Here is a 22367-nt window from a genome sequence, read left to right on the forward strand (position 1 = left end):
ATGTTCACTCCTCCCATTTTATCTCACAAACAAATTCATAGACGAATTACCTCCGCCCACAAGAAACGCTGTACTGATAAGCAGAAATCCTATAGTGAGCATTGGCTCGATTATGTAAACTATATTAGTATTGAGCTGCATTATCCTGCGTTTGAGATATCTGCCGATACCTGTTGCAAAAAAGCCGCAGATAAGATACATCACAACTCCTGTTTTTATCACATACGATGCTAGAACATCTCCTGCAAAGCTTCCGCCGCCGAGCATTGCGGCAACATATCCGCAGGCTGAAGGCAGGCTGTCTATCGCAAGAAACGGCAGACCCATAAGAAACAGAACATTCATCACCGCACATCTTACCCCTGTCGGCACAGCCGCAAGAATATTTTTCAAGAGATATTCTATGCCAAGCATAACACAAATAAACGCTGCCCACAGCATTATGTGTCTGCCGTAGCCATACCAAACCGAGCCTGCAAGCACAGACAGTATCAATGCCCAAAGGCAAACGCTGTCTTTATTTCTACATATAGGTCTGTAGAAATAATCTCTCACCCAACTATAAAAGGTGCAGGCAAATCGTTTTATAAGCTCATTGAAGCCTGCTGACATAAACGGCAGATCAAAGTTATCAGGAAGTTCAAAGCCGAGCATTGAACCAATACCCTGTGCAATATGCGAATAAGCTCTAAGCTCATAGTAGAACGCAAAGGAGAAAGCTATTATCCCAAGCCATGCACAAGCGGCGGAGAGCGAATCTGTACTTACTCCCCTTATGTGCTGCCACATCTCGTACATAGGATCCGACAGAAAAAGCTTCTCCGCAAAGCCTATAAGCATAAGCTTTATGCCCTCTGCAAGCTTTCCAGAGGTTATGACAGGTTTTCTAAGCTGTTCGCTCATATCCGAAAATCTAAGTATCGGTCCACAGCTAAAGCATGGGAAAAAGCATATATATTGAGATACCAAAAGAAAATTCTTCTCAGGCTCTATTTCTTTCCTATAGATATCCATGCAGTAGGAAATGCCATGGAGAGTGAAAACGCCCGCTCCCCACACTGGGAAAAGCTTTAGCATTGCGCCTTTGCCTGTGAATATAGACGTCACGTCATAGCTGCTGTGACCGCTTCTTATGAATACAAGAAGCACTGCCATATTTGCTACCACCGATAATATGAGCCATAGCCTTTTAAGTCCTTTTTTGTCTGCAAAGCGGTGGATAAGCCTGCCGCAAAAGTATGATACAACAGCACACACCGCCATTGGTATTATCCCCCATGTGGACACCCACAGACACAGCACAACTGTTCCAAGCAGGAACACGGCTTTTCTGAAACGCACCCCTGACAAAGCGTATACTCCCATAAAAACAGGAAGAAAGAAATATAAAAATTCAAGACTAACCAATGCTATTCTCCTTGTCTTTATTGTTTTCTGAGGTCAATTCCTCTATGAGTGCTTGCAAGCTGTCTTTATCGAGCATTGTGTTCAACACTTCAAGCAGTGCGTTTGCAGTGAGCTTTTGGGGCAGCGACAGTTTTTCGCACACAAGATGTCTGAGCCTGCTGCTGTCAGGTCTGCCGCTTAGACCCAGCTCATAAAAGTCAAGCTTGGTCATGAGTTCTCTGTCTGCGACCTTTTCGCCTATAATGCCTGCTTTTTCAAAGGCTTCCCTGATAATATCCGCAGGAACGCCCTCGACCCCCAACAAGCCCTCTTTTGACGGCTCTGTCTTGCGCTTTTCTTTGCCGAATATCTCAGGAACATACACGTTCACGATATCGCCTTTGGGGACGATACCCTTTATATGCCCTCTTATGCAAAAGCCTGCTGTGTCAGAGTCAGTAAGAATTGCTATTCCGCCATGCTGAGCATAGTATCTTATAAGCGCTGCCTTGTCAGGGTCTTTATAGATACGAAAGCCGTTAGTGACAATTATAACGCCGTCAACTATGGACGAAAGCTTTATCTTATCATATTTTCCCTCAACGATTATTGCCCTTGATATTTTAAGTTTTTCCATTTACTAACACCTTAACGCCATTGACCTTGCAAGCCCCTGCTCGAGGGTGAGCATATCTCCGTCTTTTCCCCGTGACCTTGTTTTGAGCATAAGGTCGGTTTCAGAAAGTATCTCAAGCGTTTTTCTTATACGCTCCGCCGAGATATTTCCGCACTCGGAATAGGCGTTTTTTACTGCAAACTCTCTGTTTTTCGCATAGGAAAAATCTTTAGCCACGTCTGCAACGCTCCTGCCAGAGGAACGTGCAAGCTTCGCCCTATAGATATCCGCAAGGGAAAAGCCGATTATTCCTATTATAGCATATGGTTCATAATTCTGCACATCGAGTTCACGCAAACGTGTGAAGACCATTGCCGCATTGCCTCTGAGGATATTTATTGCAAGAGAATATCCGTCCGACTCGATACGCCTGATACAAAGCAAGTCGATATCTTCTCTTGTTACCTCCCTGCCCTCTGCATAAGCCGAAAGCTTTTCAAGCTCCTTGCTGATAAATGCAGTGTCGCACAAACAGAGGTTTGCAAGATACTCTGAGTTGCTTTTTGTTATGGTACAGCCGCTTTTTGCAAGATAGGTGGATATAGACTTTCCAAGGTCGGAAGCCCTTTTGTATTCAAAGTTGCAGACAGTGCCGTGCTTTTCGCAGAAATCTGCAAAGCGCTTGTTTTTGTCTGTAAGATACTTTTTGTTCTTGAAAAGGTCAACTCCTGTGGCATAGATTATCACTGTGGTGGTTTCGCCAAGAGAGCCTAGGATCTTTTTCAGGTCGTCCAGATCGTCCTTAGTCACTGCGTCTATATTAAGGTCGTTTATAGTCACCACCACACGTTCAGCCATAAAAGGCAGAGCTTCGCAAGCGTCTGTAAGCATTGGAAAATCAAGATTTTTGCCGTCAAGCTTATGAAAGTTCATGACCTGAGCGTCAGCAGGGCAAAGCTTGTTCACAAGCCTTTTTGTAAAGCTTTCAAGTGCCGCTGTATCATGTCCGTAAAAATAATAAAGGCTGTCGATATCATTCTCTCTTATCGTTTTACCAAGAGCCGAAGCCGTAAGCAAAGCCATAGTCCGTCCTCCTTATCTGCGAATTTTTCATATTTATCATCAATGGGTATTCTTCATCTGTTGTGTCAAGGTTTCTGCCGTTTATGGTGACAGAACCTTTTTCTATAGTGACCACACAGCCCTCGGTGGTAATTTTATAGCCGTCCTCCAGTGCTTCTATCTTAACACCGTTCCAATCAAGCTGTGCGCCTGTCATGAACGGCAGTTCGCTGTCATTATCAGGCTCGCCATTTATATAAAATCTGTCAGGTTGTATAGTCATCTGCTCGTTATATTTCGTTATAGTGTAATACTGTTCGCTTTCTATAAATGCGCCTTTTAGCTCTTTTATGCCGTAAAGCTCCAAAAAGCTTTCCATACCGCTGTTGAGCTTGCCCTTACTGCCCATATCGAAAACCATACCTTTTGTTTTATCATACAGCACAGCCTGCACTGCATTTCCTTTTGGCATTACAACTATCTTTACCGAGCCTCCAAAAGCAAGAGAAAAATTATACACCGCTGTCCAACATACAAGCATTAAAGCAGTGCAAAAAGCCCCAAGCTTTACTGACTTTCTCAGAAACATGACCGCCACAGGTACAAGGCAGGTAACGAGCATTACAATACCAAGTGGTCTTACTCCACGAGGAAGATAGGCAAAGCTGAATTTTGAAAACAGCTCAGCAAGAAACAGAACAACTTTCAGAAGATACTTTACCACCGTCAGCACAGGATAGGCTATTATTGCCGCACCGCCTGTTACCGCAGTTATTACCGTCAGACCCAGAGCAAGGGTACAGACAGGCACCAGCAGGATATTTGATAGTGGTGCAACAAGAGATATTTCGCTGAAAAACATTAGCTGAACAGGCATTGTGCAAAGAAGTATCGTCACCGCTGTGACTATTTCACGCTCAATGTTGCCAAGAATATCCCTGCGCTTTACCATCGTCACCGCTTTCGGGCATACAACGCTTATAACAAACGCAGCTGTGAATGACAGCAAAAACGAACTGTCTGCCGCCGCATAGGGTGAAAGAGTGAGTATTACAACAGCGCAAAGGCAGAGAGTATTTGCTGGGTCTGGTCTGCGGTAAAGGAGCGGTGCGGCAGTGACCAAGGTCAGCATAACAGCCGCCCTCACAACGGATACTGAAAATCCTGCAAAGACCGCAAACGCCCACATTGCCACAGTTTGGACGGCAAATATCACACGCTTATCCTTGCTTAGTTTCTGCATGAGCCAGCCTATCATGGCACTTATAATGACCACATGAGTTCCCGACACGGAAAATATATGACCTATGCCACTACGATAGACCGTGAGCTTCGTTTGTTTTGAAAGCTCAGTTTTATCTCCGCAGAGCATTGCAGCGGCAAAACCGCCCTCATCTCCGCCTATGATATCGTTTATCAACATGAACATCTTGTCACGATAGTGCATTATACTGCGTAAAATGGTGTTTCCGCCGCCTGTGACTTCTATGTTTTCAGCGGTCGAGCCTTGGAGAAAAACGCCTTTAGGCCGGTCATACTGTTCTGATTTGAAATTGATGCTGTCTTTTATCCTGCTGACCTTTACTGTCGCCACGATATTGTCGTAGTAATCATATTCAATGTCATCTGCATGAAAGGTCAGCCTGCCTTTTACTCCCCCAACGGTACCATTGACACTTAGTCGACAAGTGTCAGAGCCTATATAGCTTATGTCGGTTATCTCGCCTCTAACTGTGACGGTCTTTCCGTCTAAAGCTGTCAGTTTATCATAGAAAATGTGAGTATAAGCGGTATTGACTCCCACCGCTATCAGGAACGAAACAAAGCAGAGTGCTATATGCTTTCGGTATCTCTTAAAAAGCGCAAAGGCTGTAATAGCTACACACGCTGACGCAAGTGCGAAAACTGCGTTGTTCCTGCCCCAGCCAATGGTACAGAGAAAAAGTCCTGCAAAATATGAAAAGCCGATATAACAGCTTTTTCTCACCACTGCCGCCGTCCCCCTTAAAACTAAGGGCGGATAAGAAATTTACCCGCCCGTTTGATTTCTTTAACCGGCTGGCCAAGCAAGTGGTCTGCCTGCAAGAAGATGAAAATGAATGTGGAAAACACTCTGTCCTGCCTGCTCGCCGCAGTTGGAAACAACTCTGAAACCGTCCTTAAGGTCGAGGTCTTTGGCAAGCTTTGCGATAACTTCATAGATATGTGCAATAACTGCACTGTTCTCAGGGGTTATCTCGTCAAGCTTTGAAATATGCTGCTTAGGGATAACAAGATAATGAATCGGAGCTGTAGGAGCAATGTCCTCAAAAACGTATGTCAGCTCGTCCTCGTATATTTTCTTTGAAGGTATTTCCCCGGAAATAATTTTACAAAAAAGACAATCTTCCATTTATCTCTCCGCCTTTCAAAAAGGGGTAGGCTGCACAGCATTTTGCACAGCCTTTGCCCATATTATTTTACAAATTCGCCAACTATTTCGTTTACCTTGTCAAGTGCCTCGTCGATCTTAAATCTATCGCCGATACCAGCCATAGCAGAGTCAGGACGTCCGCCGCCCTTGCCGCCTGTGAGTGCTGCTACCTTGCCGGCTATCTTGCCTGCGTGTGCACCCTTTGCAACAGCATTCTTACCGCAAACTACAACAAGGTTTGCCTTTTCACCGTCAACGCCTGCAACAACTGCAACTGCGTCAGCTTCTCTTGCTTTAAGCTCGTCGCCCATTTTTCTGAGCATATCAGGTCTTGTATTTGTGAGCATTGCAGTAACTACCTTAACGCCGTTGACCTCATACGGATTATCGAACAGTGACTTTGTTTTGAGATTTGTTATCTCAGCCTGCAAAGCGTCTCTTTCCTTTTCAAGATCCTTGACTTCCTGCATGATAGTGTGGCATCTCTTTACGATGTCCAGTGGATTTGCAAGCTTAAGGCTTTCAGCCGCCTGCTGGATAGTTGCGGCTCTTTCCTCAACAAGCTCCAGAACGCCTCTGCCTGTTACGGCTTCGATACGTCTTACGCCTGAAGCTACAGAGCTTTCGGAGATTATCTTGAACAGACCTATTCTTGAAGTATTGTCAAGATGTGTACCGCCACAGAACTCGATAGAAGCTGTTTCGTCACCGTCACCCATTGTTACAACCCTTACAGTTTCGCCGTATTTCTCACCGAACAGAGCCATAGCGCCAAGCTTCTGAGCTTCTGCGATAGGCATTTCTTCCATTTTTATATCAAGAGCTTCAAGGATATACTTGTTTACAAGTGCTTCGACCTTGAGCTTCTCCTCTGCTGTCATTGCATTGAAGTGTGAGAAGTCAAATCTAAGTCTGTGAGCGTCAACGAGCTGACCTGCCTGATGAACGTGTTCACCGAGAACTTTTCTCAGTGCAGCCTGAAGCAGATGTGCGCAGCTATGGTTTCTCATAACAGCATAACGTGTCTTTCTGTCAACAGTGAAGTGAGCCTTCTGACCTACAGCTATCTCGCCCTCTTCAACAACTGCCTTATGAGCGAACTTGCCTGCAACGACCTTCTGTGTGTCAACGACTCTGCACTTACCGCTTTCTGTAACGATAGTACCGATATCGCCCACCTGTCCGCCGCTCTCTGCATAGAATGGCGTCTGTGAAGATACGATATATACTTCATCGCCAGCCTTTGCGTTTTCGATAAGCTCATCATCAGTTGTGATGAATGATATCTCGCTGTCGCCCTCGAGCTTGTCGTAGCCGATAAACTCAGTATGGAAATTCTTATCTATCTTATGGAAAACAGTTTCGTCTGCACCCATATACTTTGTTGCAGCATGAGCGTTCTTGGCTGTTTCTCTCTGCTTTGCATAGCACTCAGCAAAGCCCTCTTCGTCACAGGTCATGCCCTTTTCTTCAAGGATCTCTCTTGTAAGGTCGATAGGGAAACCGTATGTGTCGGAAAGCTTAAAGCAGCTCTCGCCGTCAAGCTCCGTCTTGCCGTCTTTCTGCATCTGTGCGATAAGATCGTCAAGTATCTTCATACCTCTGTCGATAGTGGCATTAAAGTTCTGCTCCTCAGTTGTGAGCACCTTTACAATATAGTCATACTTTTCTTCAAGCTCGTTATACTCACACTTGTTGCAGTCAACAACAGTTTTTACAAGGTCTTTGAGGAAAAGTCCGTTTACGCCGAGAAGCTTTCCGTGACGAACGGCTCTTCTGAGCAAACGTCTCATAACGTATCCTCTGCCCTCATTTGACGGCAGGATTCCGTCAGACGCCATGAATGTTACAGAACGGATATGGTCTGTGATAACTCTGATAGAAACGTCCTTTTTGTACTCCTTGCCGTACTCACAGCCTGCTATCTTACAAACATGATCTCTGATAGCCTTTACTGTATCAACGTCAAAGATAGAGTCAACGTCCTGCATGATAGAAGCAAGCCTTTCAAGACCCATACCTGTGTCGATATTTTTCTGCTTAAGTGGAGTATAAGTGCCGTCCTCATGTCTTTCAAACTGTGTGAACACAAGGTTCCAGAACTCCATATATCTGTCGCAGTCGCAGCCGACCTTACAATCAGGCTTGCCACAGCCATATTTTTCGCCTCTGTCGAAATATATCTCAGAGCATGGACCGCAAGGGCCGTCTGTTCCAGCCTCCCAGAAGTTGTCTTCCTTGCCCATTCTTACGATATGATCCATTGGAACGCCAGCGTCCTCATGCCATATCTTCTCAGCCTCGTCATCATCCTCGTAAACAGAGATATAAAGTCTATCCTTTGGCAGTTTGAGTACCTGTGTAACATACTCCCAAGCCCATGCAATGGCTTCCTTCTTGAAGTAATCGCCGAATGAGAAGTTACCAAGCATTTCAAAATATGTGCCATGTCTTGCCGTCTTACCAACGTTTTCGATATCGCCGGTTCTGATACACTTCTGACAAGTTGTCATTCTTGTTCTCGGAGGTGTTTCCTGACCTGTGAAGTAAGGCTTCAGAGGTGCCATACCTGCAACGATAAGCAGCAGGCTGTTATCGTTCTGAGGTACGAGAGGGTAGCTCTTGTGTCTTAAGCAACCCTTGCTCTCAAAAAATTTCAGATAAGATTCACGCAGTTCGTTAAGTCCTGTCCATTCCATAAATTCAGATCCTTCCAAATGAAATTATTCGCAAAATAAAAAACGGCTCGTCCCTAAACATGGGACGAAACCGACAGTTCCGTGTTACCACCCAAATTGCCGAACTCATCGCCCGACCACTCGAAGCCCTTTAACGCAGAGCATACGTTGCTGTTTTCAGCACCGCTCAGGTTAGCCACCGAACTTGCCGCAAAGGCTTTCACCCACCGCCTTTTCTCTTTACCGACACTGTTTCGGATAATTCCGTCACCGCATTTTGCATATATTGATATTATAAAGCATAACCCGACGATTGTCAAGCACTTTTTTATTAATAAAATATCCATTGCTAAAAGCAGAGGGAAATGCTATAATGTTCAGGGTGATTTATATGTATGTTTGTCCGATATGCAAAAAACGGCTCAGAAAGCTTGACAACGTATGGCACTGTCAGAACGGTCACAGCTTTGATATTGCGAGAAAAGGATATGTAAATCTGCTTACCACAAAGGGCAGAAATCCTAAAAATGCAGGCGACAATGCGGAAATGGTAAAGGCGAGAACGGATTTCCTCGACCGTAACTATTATCTGCCGCTTGCGAAGAAAACAGCTGAGGTAATGGGCGGTCTGCTTGAAAATGTGAAACAGCCTTATATTATCGACAGTGGCTGCGGTGAGGGCTTTTACACTGTGAACTATGCCAAGGCACTGCCAAAGGCGAAGTTTTACGGCATTGACATATCAAAGGCGGCAGTTGCCCACTGCATGACGAGGATACATTGCGAAAATATCACAAATTGCGAATTTGCAGTGGCATCGTCATTTCAGCTTCCGTTTATAGACAAATTTGCAGACCTTATCGTATGCACATTTGCACCTGTTTCAAATGACGAATACGCAAGGGTGCTGAAAGACGGCGGAAAGCTTGTGGTAGTTTCTCCATCCCCAAGACATCTGTTTGAGCTTAAAGAAGTGCTTTATGAGAAGCCTTACGAAAACAAGCCCAATGTATACGGACTTAATAAATTTGACGAGTCAGAGGAGATGATTTTTGAATTTCCTGTGGTGCTTGAAAGTCAGGAGGATATTTTCAATCTTTTTACAATGACTCCGTATTACTACAAAACATCTGCCGAGGCGGTGGAGAAGCTTAAAAAGGTGAACAGGCTTGAACTTACCTGTGGCTTTTCTATCAGGACATTTACAAAAAAGAGAGGTTTTTGATATATGAATAAAGATATTTTCTGCAAAGGATATACTTGGGGATTTTTCTCCAGGAGAGGTGATTTTCAGACGGAAGCGGCAGAAAAGTCAATGGAAAGGCTTGCTTCAAACGGCTTGAACTGGATATGTATCCCTGTAAACGCATTGCAGGAGAGCTTTGCAAGCACAAGAGTTTTCAGTGATTATGAGAGAACACAATCTGACGAGGACATTGCCTTCGCTATAAAAAAAGCAAAGTCACTGGGACTTAAAGTATGCCTTAAGCCTATGGTGGATTGCCTTGACCATTCATGGCGTGCAAGGATAGACTTTCCGCCTGAGAACCCTGAATACTGGGACAAGTGGTTCAGATCATACACAGCTTTCATGCTCCACTATGCAAAGCTTGCAGAAAAGCTCGGCTGTGAAATGCTCTGCACAGGCTGTGAAATGGCAGGAATGGACAAGCAGTCAGACAGATGCAGAAAGCTTATCGCACAGGTGAGAGAGGTCTACAGCGGTATCGTTATGCACAACATCAATCACGGCGATGAACAGCGTTTCGATTGGCTCAGCGACGTGGATATCATTGGCATCTCAGGCTACTACCCTGTTACAGATGGCGTGAACAGGGACAAAGAACATATGCTCAGTCGCTGGAACGAAGTTGTCGGCTCACTTGAAAAGGCTCACAAGCATTTCAACAAGCCTATAATGTTCGCCGAGATAGGCGTGCGAAACGAAGAGGGCTGCACGCAGTACCCTTGGGATTTCCATGACAGGCTCGACAAACCACTTGACGAGCAGGAGCAGGCAGATTTCTACGACACAGCCATGGAGGCTACATGGGATCTGGATTGGTTCTGCGGCTATTTCTGGTGGGATTGGAAAGCTATCCTGCCGCCAATAGAGGAAGCCAAGAAAAACCGTGACTTCACAGTTTACGGCAAGCTTGGCGAAGAAGTGCTGAAAAAGTGGTACACAAAAGATTGATATGTAAAAAATACGGACTGTTTATCATTGGATAGACAGTCCATTTGTTTTATATGCGTTGGTGAATGACGGGCGAATGTAAGCGTGTCGCCGTCCACTATATTTACAATTTTTGCGTAGGGGCGACCTGAGGTCTCCAGTTAATTATATTTTTACATACTGAGCAGTACAAATAATCGTACTCTTATCCAACCGCCGCAGGTATTTTTTCTTTTCCTCGTTTAACAATGACAGGGTATTCCTTGAAAATATGTCTGCGTATAAAATTATCCGCAAGCACACCAATATAGGATAACCCAAACCACAGAAAAGCAAATGGCAGGCATATCTGTCCGTCAAAATTCAGCGGCACTTCCTCATAGCTCCATATGCCCATTCCGAGATAGCGGTTGAGATACTCCCCTGCAAGAAATTCTATGGCAGTGATAAATGCTGCCGACACTGCAAGCACAGACAGCAGGCTCACTCCTCGCCTGCGCTCGCCATTCATGATATGGATAACCAGCATTGAAGTTCCCCCAAGCACCCCCATTGTGATATGAGAATAACCCCTGTTAAGTATTTCCATGAAGCCATAGCATATTGCACCAACTGAAAAAAGCGTAAGTATCTTATACATCTTTGCCGCCACATTCTCACCGCCCTGTTTTTTTATCGCCCTAATATTAAAATGTACAGAAATCAGTGATTTAAAACCTTGAAGACAAAATAAATTTATGGCAATTTCAAGATACAAAAAAACGGACAACCCAAGCTGTCCGTTTTATTGTACTAATATGATATTTTATACCTGCCAGCTGTTAAGATATTTCTCCTGCTCAGGTGTAAGCTTATCTATCTCAAGCTCCCAGAATTTAAGCTTTCTGTTTGCGACTTCCTTATCTATCTCATCAGGAACATAAACTATCTTGTCTGTAAGCTTGTCTTTGTTTTTAACAAGATAAGCCGCAGAAAGGGCTTGGATAGCAAAGGACATATCCATTATCTCGGCAGGGTGACCGTCGCCTGCGGCAAGATTTACAAGTCTGCCCTCGCCGATAACATACAGCCAATTACCGTTCGGAAGCTTATAACCGTCAATATTGTTTCTTGCAAGCTTGCTTTCAACAGACAGCTTTTTAAGTCCAGCCACGTCTACCTCGCAATCAAAGTGACCTGCGTTACAGAGTATAGCACCATCTTTCATGTTCATGAAAGCTTTCTCAGTAATAACGTCCTTACAGCCTGTTACAGTAACAAAGAAGTCGCCCACCTTAGCGGCGTCAACCATTTTCATTACCTTGAAGCCGTCCATAACAGCCTCCATAGCCTTTATTGGGTCAACTTCGCAGACGATAACGCTTGCACCAAGACCCTTTGCTCTCATTGCAACGCCCTTGCCACACCAGCCGTAGCCTGCAACAACAACGTTCTTGCCTGCAACGATAAGGTTAGTTGTTCTGTTTATTCCGTCCCATACAGACTGACCTGTGCCGTATCTGTTATCAAAAAGATACTTGCACTTTGCATTGTTTACAAGCATCATAGGGAATTTGAGCTGACCGTCCTTGTTCATTGCAATAAGACGGATAATGCCCGTAGTAGTTTCCTCACAACCACCGATAACGTTCGGTATCAGCTCAGGGTATTCATTGTGGATAAGGTTTACAAGGTCGCCGCCGTCGTCGATAATGATGTTTGGACCTACCTTAACTACCTCGGATATATGTCTGTGATACTCCTCGTCAGTTGCACCATGCCATGCAAAAACATTCAGACCGTCATGCACAAGACCTGCCGCAACATCGTCCTGAGTAGACAGCGGATTGCTTCCTGTGATGTACATTTCAGCACCGCCTGCTGCAAGGACTTTGCAAAGATAAGCGGTCTTAGCTTCAAGGTGAATAGAAAGTGCAACTTTCAGCCCCTTAAAAGGCTGATCTCTCTTGAAATCTTCCTCAACGCTTCTGAGCAATGACATATTCTGTCTTACCCATTCTATCTTTCTTTTACCGCTTTCCCACAAGCTTTCATCTCTTATTTCGCTCATTTTATCAATTCCTTTCGGTTTATTATTCGATCCATATAATAATTATACCCTATTTCTCCCCATTTGGCAAGAGGTCAAAAGCAATTCATTATACTTCGCAAATTTACAGCACGTTCATAAAATTAAATTAAACAATTTCTTGACAAAAAAACAAGGTAAGCGTATAATAATATTATGTGTGCGAATAGTAAAAACGTGCATAAATCATGATTTTTAAGGAGTGTGTACAAATGGACGACGCCAGTCAGAATACGATCGCCCCTCGATTGCAGAGCGGCTCGCCCGTTTGTGGCAGCCTTTTTGTGATCTAAATATCAATTTTAATTGAATAGGACGATCTGTGTTTTGGTAGATCCTTATATTTGTACAGAGTTGGTATAAGTACAATTATTTGTACTGTTGTGCTTATTACCGCTGCTGTTAGGGGGAATATAATGTTTAACACAGTATTGGAGCTGCTCAAAAGCAGAAACTACAAGGCTATCCGTGAGATATTTATGGATATGAACGAAGCCGACGTGGCTGCTCTTTTGCAGCAGTTTTATGACGATCACGAGGTCGAGAAATACGAGCTTCCGTTGCTGTTCCGTCTTTTGAACAAGGACGTTGCGGCTGACGTTTTCGCTTATATGGACAGCGATACACAAATGATGCTTATCAATGCCTTTACGGATAAAGAGCTTCAGGAGATCGTTGACGACCTTTATCTTGATGATACGGTAGATATTATCGAGGAAATGCCTGCAAATGTTGTTGCAAGGATAATCAAGTCTGCTGACGCTGAAACGAGAAAGCAGATAAATCAGATACTCAAATATCCTAAAGACAGTGCAGGCTCTATTATGACCACCGAGTACGTTTATCTTCACAGAAGCTACACCGCCAAGGAAGCACTGGATTGGATAAGACACGTTGGTATGGTCAAGGAAACTGTAAATACACTTTATGTCACTGAGAACAGAAAGCTCGTGGGCGTGCTTTCACTGCTTGATATCGTAACTGCTGATGATAACGATAAAATAGAGGACATAATGGAGGACAACGTTATTTCCGTTGATACCCTTGAGGATAAAGAGTATGTTGCTTCCATGTTCTCAAAATATGACTTTCTTTCTCTGCCTGTTGTTGACAGAGAAAACCGCATGGTTGGTATCGTTACATTTGACGACGCTATGGACGTTATTGAGGAGGAGACCACTGAGGACTTCTCGAAAATGGCTGCCGTTGCGCCAAGTGACGATTCATATTTCAAGACCTCTGTTTTCACTCATGCGAAAAACAGAATAGCATGGCTTTTGATACTTATGCTGTCGGCTACCCTTACGGGTGCTATCGTAAACAAATATCAGTCTGCTTTTGCGGCTGTCCCTGTTTTGGTATCTTTCCTGTCAATGCTTAGTGGCACAGGCGGAAACTGTGGCTCTCAGACCTCGACCCTGGTTATAAGAGGCATGGCGCTTGGAGAGATAAGAATGAAAGACTTTTTCAAGGTCATGTGGAAAGAGTTCAGAGTCGCGCTTCTTTGCAGCGTTATCCTTGCTATAGTCAATGCTATAAGAATAGTTCTGGTGTATCACGGTGACACATCTGTGGATTGCTACAAGCTTGCGTTCACGGTAAGTATGGCTATCATGGCAACTGTTGTGCTTTCAAAGCTCATCGCCTGTATGCTCCCAATGGCTGCCAAGAAGCTTCATCTTGACCCTGCTATCATGGCTGCCCCGCTTATCACCACTATCGTTGACACTTGCTCAACACTGATATTCTTCACATTGGCTACTATCGTATTTGATATAAAATAGAAAAAATATGGCGGTTATCTCCTTTCAGGCTATCTTCTGCAAAGGTGCGGCCGCCCGTTTTATGGATAAAAATAAATTGGATTTTGATTTGAAAGGAAATAGTTATGGCTCAGAATTATGACGTAGTTGTTGTCGGTGCAGGTGCAGCCGGCGTATTCATGGCATACGAATTTGTCAAGCTTGACAAAAACATAAAAGTTTGCATTATTGATCAGGGCGGACCTGTCAGCAAGCGTAAGTGTCCTATAGATGGCAAAAAAATTAAGTCCTGCATTCACTGCAAGGTATGCTCCATTATGCACGGCTTCGGCGGTGCAGGCGGAATGTCGGACGGCAAATATAACATCACAAACAATTTCGGCGGTGACCTTTACACATTTACCGGCAAGGAAAAGGCTATCGAGCTTATGCAGTATGTTGACAAGATAAACCTTGAAATGGGCGGTCAGGACGCTAAGCTTTACTCCACAACTTCTTCCGACATCAAGGCAATGGCTCTGAAATATGACCTCCACCTCCTTGACGCTCAGGTAAGACACCTTGGCACTGACAGAAATATGCAGATACTCCAGAACATCTATGACTTTGTCAAGGACAAGATAGACATAAAATTTTATGAAAGTGTTCAGGGTATAACAGGCAAGGAGAATGACTTCACTGTTATCACAGACAAGGACGAGTATCACTGCTCAAACGCTGTTGTTGCGGCAGGCAGAAGCGGTTCAAAATGGATATCTGAGATATGCGACAACTTTGGTATCAAAAGGCGTTCAAACAGAGTTGATATCGGCGTTCGTGTTGAGATACCTGCGGCTGTTTTTGAGCATATCACAAGCAAGGTATACGAAAGCAAGATAGTTTACCGCACAAAGAAATACGGCGACCTTGTAAGAACATTCTGCATGAACCCATACGGTGAGGTGGTTACCGAGAATACAAACGGCATCATCACAGTAAACGGACACAGCTATGCTAACCCTGCACTGAGAACTGAGAACACAAACTTCGCTCTGCTGGTATCCAACACATTCTCTGAGCCTTTCAAGGACTCAAACGCATACGGTGAGTCTATCGCAAGGCTGTCTAATATGCTTGGCGGTGGAGTGCTTGTTCAGCGTTTCGGTGACCTTGTTGCAGGCAGACGTACAAATGAACACCGCTTTGGTCAGACGTTCCTTAACCCTACTCTCAAAGCTACTCCGGGCGACCTGAGCCTTGTTATCCCAAAGCGACAGCTTGACGATATTATCGAAATGATATACGCTCTGGATAAGATAGCTCCCGGTATGGCGAATATCGACACGCTTCTTTACGGCGTTGAGGTCAAGTTCTACAATTCAAGAGTTGACGTTGACGAGAACCTTGAAACTGCTGTCAAAGGTCTTTACGTCCTTGGCGACGGCTCAGGCGTTACGCACTCTCTGTCGCAGGCTTCTGCATCAGGAGTATTTGCCGCAAGGACTATTTCAGAAAAATTTAACTGATTTCATATATCACAAAAGCCGCACTGCAAAAAAAGCAATGCGGCTTTATTTTTATGCCTTACTCTTCAAGAAGCTTTATATATCCCTCAATGATATCAACGCACTTGTCATAGCTCATGTCGCTGGTATCAAGACACAGATTGTAGTTTTTCGCATTTGTCCAATCCCTGCCTGTGTAGTGACGATAATAATCGCTTCTCTCCTTGTCTGTCTTTTCGATTATCTTGACAGCCTCTTTTACAGAAACACCATACAGATCGACGATATTCTTGACCGCAGTTTCCATATCAGAATATATGAAAACCTTAAGCACGTCTTTTCTGTCACGGAGGATATAGTCAGCACATCTGCCAACTATTACCGCAGGCTCTCTGTCTGCAAGCTGCTTTATTATCTTCGCCTGATAATTGAAAAGATTTCTGTCAGAAGTAAAGTCGTGATCATCAGGGTCAAGAAGCTCACCCTTGTAAACTCCGCCCTTTCTCAGAAAAGAACCTTTCAGTTTTTCATCAACAAGCCCGAAAAAGCGTTCATTTATGCCGCTTTCGTCGCTTGCAAGCTTTATAAGCTCCTTATCATAATATTTTATACCCATATCCTCTGACAGCATTTTTCCTACAGTTCTTCCGCCGCTGCCGATGCCCCTTGCAATGGTTATGATCCTTGCCATAAAGCTCAACTCCTATTCACCTAAATATGCTTTCTTGACCGACTCATCATTGATAAGATCAGACGCCTTGCCTGACAGAACTATCTTGCCCGTTTCAAGAACATAAGCTCTGTCTGAGATAGCAAGGGCTTTCTTTGCGTTCTGCTCAACAAGCAGTACAGTTGTGCCGCTCTTTCTGATATCCTCGATTATCTTAAATATGGTTGACACAAGGATCGGTGACAGACCCATTGACGGCTCGTCCATTACAACTATCTTAGGTCTTGACATGAGCGCCCTGCCCATTGCCAGCATCTGCTGCTCACCGCCTGAAAGAGTACCTGCTATCTGATTTTTTCTTTCTGCAAGTCTAGGGAAACGCTCGTATATATCCTGAATATCCTTCGGTATATTCTCCTTGTCTTTTCTTGTAAATGCTCCAAGCTTAAGGTTATCAAGCACTGTGAGGTTTTGGAATATTCTTCTTCCCTCAGGAACGTGTGCTATACCCATTTCCACGATCTTGTGTGCAGGAGTTTTTGTAAGCTCCACGCCGTTGAATTTGATAGAACCCGATTTTGCAGAGATAAGACCTGTAAGGGTGTGCAGAGTGGTGGTCTTTCCTGCTCCGTTTGCGCCGATAAGGGAAATGACCTCGCCCTCGTTTACCTCAAAGGAGATACCTTTCAAAGCGGCTATCATGCCATAATTGACGTGCAGATCATTGATTTCCAACATTGCCATTTTACTTACCCCCTTATTCGCCCAGATATGCGGTGATAACTTCAGGATTTTTAAGCACTTCCGCTGTCTTACCCTCGCAGAGGAGCTGACCAAAGTTCAGCACTGACAGCTTTTCGCAGATACCTGAAACAAGGCTCATATCATGCTCGATAAGCAGCACCGTCATATCAAAATTATCTCTTACAAAGCGGATAGTATCCATAAGCTCCGCTGTTTCGTTTGGATTCATGCCGGCAGCAGGCTCGTCAAGAAGCAGCAACTTCGGCTGTGTTGCAAGGGCTCTTGCGATCTCAAGCTTTCTCTGATCGCCATACGGAAGTCCAGAAGCAAGCAAACTCTCCTTATCGTCAAGCTCGAAAACCTTCAGAAGCTCCAGCGCCTTTGCGTCCATTGCCTTTTCAAGCTTGAAATATCTTGGAAGTCTGAAAACGCCTGTAAAGGTGCTGTATTTATAATGATTGTGAAGTGCGACCTTTACGTTGTCAAGCACCGTCATATCCTTAAAAAGTCTGATGTTCTGGAATGTACGGGCAATGCCTGCACGGTTTATTTCGATAGTGTTTTTGCCGGTAATGTTCTTTCCGTCAAGAACGATTGTGCCGTCTGTTGGCTTATAAACGCCTGTGAGCATATTGAAGATAGTGGTCTTTCCTGCTCCGTTCGGCCCAATAAGACCATAGAGCTGACCTTTTTCTATTGTTATGCTGAACTCGTCAACTGCACGGAGTCCGCCGAATGAAATGCCGAGATTTTTTACTTCAAGAAGTGCCATATCACTCAGCCTCCTTTACTTTTTCACGCTTGAACAAAGCCTTGAACTTAGCAGTATTTGCACTGATAAAAGTCTTTGTTTTTTCATTTGAAGTTATTATCATCATTACGATAAGGACGATAGAATAGATAAGCATTCTGTAGCTGTTTATGCTTCTTAGCATTTCTGGAAGCAGAACAAGCACGATAGCTGCGATAACACTTCCTCTGATACTGCCTATACCGCCCAGAACAACGAATACCAAGATAAGGATAGACAGGTTATAGTCGAACTTAGAAGCCTGGAGCGTATAGAAGTTATGAGAATAAAGCGCACCTGCACAGCCTGCCAGGAATGCAGTCAACGCAAAAGTAACAAGCTTATATTTTGTGATGTTAAGACCTACAGACTCGGCTGCGATAACATTATCTCTGATAGCCATTACTGCTCTGCCCGTTCTTGAATATACAAAGTTATAGGCAATGATAAGAGTGATAAGCAACATAACAGCGCCGATAATGAATGTAGAATCGTTAGGTGTGCCGCTGATACCCTGAGGGCCGTTCAGTATAAGCTTTCCGTCAGGCTCAAGGTTAAGGTTTGACAGACTTTTGAGAGAAACGTGAACGCCCTTAGAATCATAACCAAGGTAAAGTGCTGCGAAAACGTTCTTTATGATCTCACCGAACGCAAGTGTAACGATAGCGAGATAGTCACCTTTAAGTCTGAGAACAGGTATTCCTATAAGTATGCCGAACACTGCGGCAATTATTCCGCCTATAAGGATAGCCAAAGGAAATCTGATCCACACATTTTCAATAGTTTCAGAAGTAACGATAGAAAATATCGCACTTGTATATGCGCCAACGCACATAAAGCCTGCCTGACCCAAGCTAAGCTCGCCAAGTATACCAACTGTCAGGTTAAGGGATACTGCAAGTATAGAGTATACACACAGAGGAACAAGAAGTCCTGTGAGCATACTTGAGATATATCCGCCGCTGCTGAGTATCTGCATTACCACAAAGGCAACTATTACCATTGCGTATGTGATAAAGCTTTTTCTGGTCTGCGGCTTAAAAAACTTTGTTTTTGCGCTAGCCCCTTCTTTTTTCACAAAAAACCAATCCTTTCAGATAAAACAGAACTGCAAAGCAAGTCTGCTCGAAAATTTTAAGTTGACTTTTATACCTTTTCGCTTATCTTCTTGCCGAGGATACCTGTAGGCTTAATGATAAGCACAAGTATAAGAACAGCAAAAACGATAGCGTCGGCAAGCTGTGGTGAGATATAGGCACGTCCAAGTATCTCGATAACACCGATAAGGATACCGCCGATCATAGCGCCCGGTATTGAGCCGATACCGCCAAATACCGCCGCAACGAACGCTTTGATACCAGGCATTGCGCCTGTGGTGTTCTGAAGCGTAGGATAAGCTGAGCAAAGCAGTGCGCCTGCAATTGCAGCAAGACCTGAGCCGATAGCGAATGTAAGAGAGATAGTGCGGTTGATGTTTACGCCCATGAGCTGAGCTGCACCTCTGTCCTCAGATACTGCAAGCATTGCACGTCCGCTCTTGGTTTTGTTGATGAACAATGAAAGACCAACTACAATGAGTATAGATACGATTATTGCAACTGATGTTTCTCCGGAAATAACTATCTGTCCGTCAAAAAGCTTGATGCTCGGCACGTTTACAACTGATGTAAAGTTTACAGGCTTTTCACCGAATATAAGCAGTGCGATGTTCTGCAAAAAGTAGCTGACGCCTATGGCAGTGATAAGCACCGCAAGCGAAGTAGCTTGTCTGAGCGGCTTATACGCCACCTTTTCGATGACTATACCGAGAAGTGTGCAGGCAATAACTGCAAGAACTATGGAAAGCCAAGAGTTTAGTCCCCATGTGGTCATGCAGGTGAATATAACATATCCGCCCACCATAATAACATCGCCGTGTGCGAAGTTAAGCATTTTGGCAATACCATATACAAGCGTATAGCCCAAAGCTATAACTGCGTATATACTGCCGAGGCTTATTCCGTTGATGAGGTTATTAAGAAAACCCATATACAAACATTCCTTCCTTTTGGAATAGACAAAACACAAGATGTAATCACATATATTACATCTGTCCTTGTCATAAACACAATATACAATAAATTATAACATAACCCCGTAGTTTTTGCAACACATTTTAATGAAATAAATCAAAAAAACCGACAATTTTTCGCAATTGCCGGTTTTTTCATATTAAGCGTACTTTTTGTACGCACTTCATTTCAGCTATTACTGAGCAGTAGAAGCGGCAATGTCATCAGCTGTCAGTGCTGAATAAGCACCATTCTTGATGATAACAGCCTTAGGGTCCTTAGATACGGCACCGTCTTCGCCCCACTTCATGCCTGTACCTGTAAGTCCGTCATATGAGAAGTCCTTATCAGAGATAGCTTTTTTGAGCTTATCGCAGATATCAGAAGCAGACATATCAGCTGTGATGCCTTCCTTCTTCATGAGTTCTGCAAGTACCATTACGCCGTCATAAGCGTCTGCAGCGAACTGGTTAGGTGTTTCGCCGTTGTAAGCGTCCTTATACTTCTTAACGAAGTCCTGAGTTGCCTGATCCTGAGCGTCGGCAGCAAATGGTGTAAGGAGCATTACGCCCTCGCAAAGTGAAGTATCAAAGTTCTTGATAGAAAGAAGTCCGTCAAGACCGTCGCAACCGAAGAATGTTGGGTTGTAGTTAGCTGACTTGCACTGTGTAAGGATAAGTGAAGCCTGCTGATAGTAGATAGGCAGGAACACGAGGTCTGCACCTGCATTCTTAGCTGCGCTTATCTGAGCTGAGAAGTCAGTCTTGCTGTCCTTTGTGAATGACTGCTCTGCAACGATATCAAGACCCTTAGCCTCAGCCTCGGATTTGAATGTGTTGAAGATACCTGATGAATAAGCGTCAGAGCTGTCGTAAATTACAGCTATCTTTGTAGCAAGCTTGTTTTCTGCGATATAGTCGGCAGAACCTTTACCTTGGTTAGGGTCTGTGAAGCATACCTGGAAACAGTTATCGTTCTTGATAACGTCCTGAGCAGATGCAGAAGGTGTAAGCTGGAAGATGTTATCCTGCTTTGTCTTTTCAATAACTGCGAGGCAAGAACCTGTTGTTACTGTTCCGACCATTACCTGCATACCATTGTCTTTCAGTGCATTATAAGCATTTACAGCCTTATCGCCTGAGTCAGCCTCATCGTCCTCGAAAACGTATGAGAGCTTTGTTCCGTTTATTCCGCCTGCGTCATTTACGTCCTTGACAGCAAGCTCGATAGCATTCTTAACAGCAACGCCGTACTGTGCAGCGTCACCTGTGAGCGGACCGCTGCAGCCGATAACGATAGTATCGCTGTTCTTTTTTGCACCGTTTCCGCAACCTGCAAAGCAAGAAACTGCAAGGGCAGCCGAAACTGTTAATGCAAGAATTCTCTTGACATTTTTCATAATAATCTCTCCTTCGTTCACATATGTCACTGCATATGCTTTTTTTCAATAGTATTAATATAACACGCAGAAGCCCGATTTGTCAATATTAAATCTTACAAATTTAACGTTATTTAAACTATGTTTATTGTTACAAACAATATGCGCGTTCACAGAAAATTAATTTTGTGTATTTTCAATGAACGATTTGCAAGTTTTTTGATAATATCCTGCATACATACACCACTAACTTATAAGCTGCATATGATAAAACAGCCACACGAAACCTGTGGTATATGAGATTCAGACAACATAAGGAGTGAACTTATTTGGATATGTTTGACAATCTGTCGTTAGGCAGGATACTTGCTGACGACACAGAGGATAACACACCTGCCTGCCCTTTTCCGAAAGGAAGATTTCCTGAGGATACGCCGCTGGCGATGGCATATGTGCCTTTTCAGATGTGGGAGAAGCCTTATGAAGCAGATGTAGGACTTTCAAGAGGAACTATCTTCCCGTCCATAGACAAACCTTTTATAGGAGAGGAGGCTGTAAAGAATGCCCATACTAAGTGAAAAGGAGAGGCTTCTTAGAAAGATACAGGCGTGCAGCTTTGCCCTTGTAGAGGCTAATCTTTACCTCGACAGCCACCCTGCCTGCAGAGATGGTCTGGCATATTTTGCTCGCCACAAGGCAGAAAAAGAGAAGCTTATTGCGCAATACAATGAGAAATACGGACCATTGACGATCACGCAGAACAATTCGTCCAAGAAATGGGAATGGGTAACATCACCTTTTCCGTGGGAAAGGAGTGTTGACTAATGTGGCAATATGAAAAAAAGCTGCAATACCCCGTTAAGATCGCTAACCCTAATCCTGCTTTGGCTAAGGTCATTATCTCGCAGCTTGGTGGTGCGGACTTTAAAAAGTTATATAAAAAAAATCTAGCCTTTTCACATCGAAATACAATAATCACATTAAGTAATTATGCAATATTAACAATTATTTCTTGCTAAAAAGATACAAAATGCTGAAATTCCAAATTTTATAAATGTTTTTGTTGAGTAAGGATAATTTATTATGCT

General features: G+C 43.9%; 21 protein-coding genes and 1 pseudogene. 7 read left to right on the top strand and 15 right to left on the bottom strand.

Going from position 1 to position 22367, the window contains the following annotated elements; genetic code table 11:
* Window positions 1–18 precede the first annotated feature (18 nt).
* The 7 genes from AB5627_RS05160 to AB5627_RS05190 form a co-directional block, all read right to left on the bottom strand.
* Window positions 19–1407 carry an MBOAT family O-acyltransferase gene (locus tag AB5627_RS05160; protein WP_022286780.1) on the bottom strand — a complete coding sequence of 463 codons (1389 nt, stop codon included), beginning with the start codon at window positions 1405–1407 and terminating at the stop codon, window positions 19–21.
* The gene (locus tag AB5627_RS05165) at window positions 1400–2023 is read right to left on the bottom strand and encodes a toprim domain-containing protein (RefSeq protein ID WP_022286779.1); all 624 of its coding nucleotides are present in this window, start codon (window positions 2021–2023) and stop codon (window positions 1400–1402) included. Before AB5627_RS05165 ends, AB5627_RS05160 begins: the two co-directional genes overlap by 8 nt.
* 3 nt (window positions 2024–2026) lie before the next feature.
* Window positions 2027–3085 (bottom strand): DNA polymerase III subunit delta, encoded by a 1059-nt coding sequence (gene holA, locus AB5627_RS05170; protein ID WP_022286778.1) that lies wholly within the window; start codon window positions 3083–3085, stop codon window positions 2027–2029.
* The gene (locus AB5627_RS05175) at window positions 3054–5054 is read right to left on the bottom strand and encodes a ComEC/Rec2 family competence protein (protein WP_265290763.1); all 2001 of its coding nucleotides are present in this window, start codon (window positions 5052–5054) and stop codon (window positions 3054–3056) included. The genes holA and AB5627_RS05175 overlap by 32 nt, the downstream gene beginning before the upstream one ends.
* 60 nt (window positions 5055–5114) lie before the next feature.
* Window positions 5115–5456, bottom strand: coding sequence for a histidine triad nucleotide-binding protein (locus AB5627_RS05180; RefSeq protein ID WP_022286776.1), 342 nt, complete (start codon window positions 5454–5456; stop codon window positions 5115–5117).
* Window positions 5457–5518: 62 nt separating this feature from the next.
* Window positions 5519–8176, bottom strand: coding sequence for an alanine--tRNA ligase (gene alaS / locus AB5627_RS05185; RefSeq protein ID WP_022286775.1), 2658 nt, complete (start codon window positions 8174–8176; stop codon window positions 5519–5521).
* Window positions 8177–8229: 53 nt separating this feature from the next.
* A complete protein-coding gene (locus AB5627_RS05190; RefSeq protein ID WP_181979654.1) occupies window positions 8230–8379 on the bottom strand; it encodes a hypothetical protein in 150 nt (49 codons plus the stop codon).
* Between the two features lie 149 nt (window positions 8380–8528).
* Here AB5627_RS05190 and AB5627_RS05195 point away from each other — a divergent pair, with 149 nt between their 5' ends.
* Together AB5627_RS05195 and AB5627_RS05200 are read left to right on the top strand one after the other, a co-directional pair.
* The gene (locus AB5627_RS05195) at window positions 8529–9380 is read left to right on the top strand and encodes a putative RNA methyltransferase (protein WP_333635086.1); all 852 of its coding nucleotides are present in this window, start codon (window positions 8529–8531) and stop codon (window positions 9378–9380) included.
* A gap of 3 nt (window positions 9381–9383) precedes the next feature.
* On the top strand, window positions 9384–10352 hold the full coding sequence (locus tag AB5627_RS05200) for a hypothetical protein (RefSeq protein ID WP_289148869.1): 969 nt from the start codon (window positions 9384–9386) through the stop codon (window positions 10350–10352).
* A gap of 184 nt (window positions 10353–10536) precedes the next feature.
* On the opposite strand, the gene AB5627_RS05205 is transcribed toward AB5627_RS05200, so the two are convergent.
* Window positions 10537–10983 carry a putative ABC transporter permease gene (locus AB5627_RS05205; RefSeq protein ID WP_242988920.1) on the bottom strand — a complete coding sequence of 149 codons (447 nt, stop codon included), beginning with the start codon at window positions 10981–10983 and terminating at the stop codon, window positions 10537–10539.
* Window positions 10984–11136: 153 nt separating this feature from the next.
* Window positions 11137–12381, bottom strand: coding sequence for an adenosylhomocysteinase (locus AB5627_RS05210; protein WP_022286771.1), 1245 nt, complete (start codon window positions 12379–12381; stop codon window positions 11137–11139).
* 434 nt (window positions 12382–12815) lie between these two features.
* Between AB5627_RS05210 and mgtE the strand changes: the two genes are divergently transcribed.
* Both mgtE and AB5627_RS05220 read left to right on the top strand, forming a co-directional pair.
* Complete coding sequence (mgtE, locus tag AB5627_RS05215; protein ID WP_117958104.1) at window positions 12816–14183, top strand: magnesium transporter; 1368 nt, start codon at window positions 12816–12818, stop codon at window positions 14181–14183.
* Window positions 14184–14287: 104 nt separating this feature from the next.
* Window positions 14288–15667 (top strand): NAD(P)/FAD-dependent oxidoreductase, encoded by a 1380-nt coding sequence (locus AB5627_RS05220; protein ID WP_265290767.1) that lies wholly within the window; start codon window positions 14288–14290, stop codon window positions 15665–15667.
* A gap of 58 nt (window positions 15668–15725) precedes the next feature.
* Here AB5627_RS05220 and AB5627_RS05225 read toward each other — a convergent pair whose 3' ends face one another.
* From AB5627_RS05225 to AB5627_RS05250, 6 genes are all read right to left on the bottom strand, one after another.
* Window positions 15726–16337, bottom strand: a complete 612-nt coding sequence (locus AB5627_RS05225) for an AAA family ATPase (RefSeq protein ID WP_138338869.1) — start codon at window positions 16335–16337, stop codon at window positions 15726–15728.
* 12 nt (window positions 16338–16349) lie between these two features.
* Window positions 16350–17060, bottom strand: a complete 711-nt coding sequence (locus AB5627_RS05230) for an ABC transporter ATP-binding protein (protein ID WP_022286767.1) — start codon at window positions 17058–17060, stop codon at window positions 16350–16352.
* Window positions 17061–17073: 13 nt separating this feature from the next.
* The gene (locus tag AB5627_RS05235; RefSeq protein ID WP_022286766.1) at window positions 17074–17832 is read right to left on the bottom strand and encodes an ABC transporter ATP-binding protein; all 759 of its coding nucleotides are present in this window, start codon (window positions 17830–17832) and stop codon (window positions 17074–17076) included.
* A gap of 1 nt (window position 17833) precedes the next feature.
* Complete coding sequence (locus AB5627_RS05240; RefSeq protein WP_081856082.1) at window positions 17834–18853, bottom strand: branched-chain amino acid ABC transporter permease; 1020 nt, start codon at window positions 18851–18853, stop codon at window positions 17834–17836.
* A gap of 143 nt (window positions 18854–18996) precedes the next feature.
* Window positions 18997–19878, bottom strand: coding sequence for a branched-chain amino acid ABC transporter permease (locus tag AB5627_RS05245; RefSeq protein WP_041337265.1), 882 nt, complete (start codon window positions 19876–19878; stop codon window positions 18997–18999).
* A gap of 219 nt (window positions 19879–20097) precedes the next feature.
* Entirely contained in the window at window positions 20098–21300 is a 1203-nt protein-coding gene (locus AB5627_RS05250) for an ABC transporter substrate-binding protein (RefSeq protein ID WP_022286763.1), read from the bottom strand.
* A gap of 308 nt (window positions 21301–21608) precedes the next feature.
* Between AB5627_RS05250 and AB5627_RS05255 the strand changes: the two genes are divergently transcribed.
* The 3 genes and pseudogenes from AB5627_RS05255 to AB5627_RS05265 form a co-directional block, all read left to right on the top strand.
* The gene (locus tag AB5627_RS05255) at window positions 21609–21857 is read left to right on the top strand and encodes a spore coat associated protein CotJA (RefSeq protein WP_046440720.1); all 249 of its coding nucleotides are present in this window, start codon (window positions 21609–21611) and stop codon (window positions 21855–21857) included.
* Window positions 21841–22104: a spore coat protein CotJB gene (locus AB5627_RS05260; protein WP_117939057.1), complete on the top strand. Its 264-nt coding sequence runs from the start codon at window positions 21841–21843 to the stop codon at window positions 22102–22104. Before AB5627_RS05255 ends, AB5627_RS05260 begins: the two co-directional genes overlap by 17 nt.
* Window positions 22104–22202: pseudogene (locus tag AB5627_RS05265) on the top strand (manganese catalase family protein); the annotation flags it as partial. The gene AB5627_RS05260 and the pseudogene AB5627_RS05265, both read left to right, overlap by 1 nt.
* Window positions 22203–22367: the final 165 nt, after the last annotated feature.

The organism is Ruminococcus sp. RTP21198st1_G1_RTP21198_201120 (genome assembly GCF_040924265.1).
Lineage (GTDB): Bacteria > Bacillota > Clostridia > Oscillospirales > Ruminococcaceae > Hominimerdicola > Hominimerdicola aceti.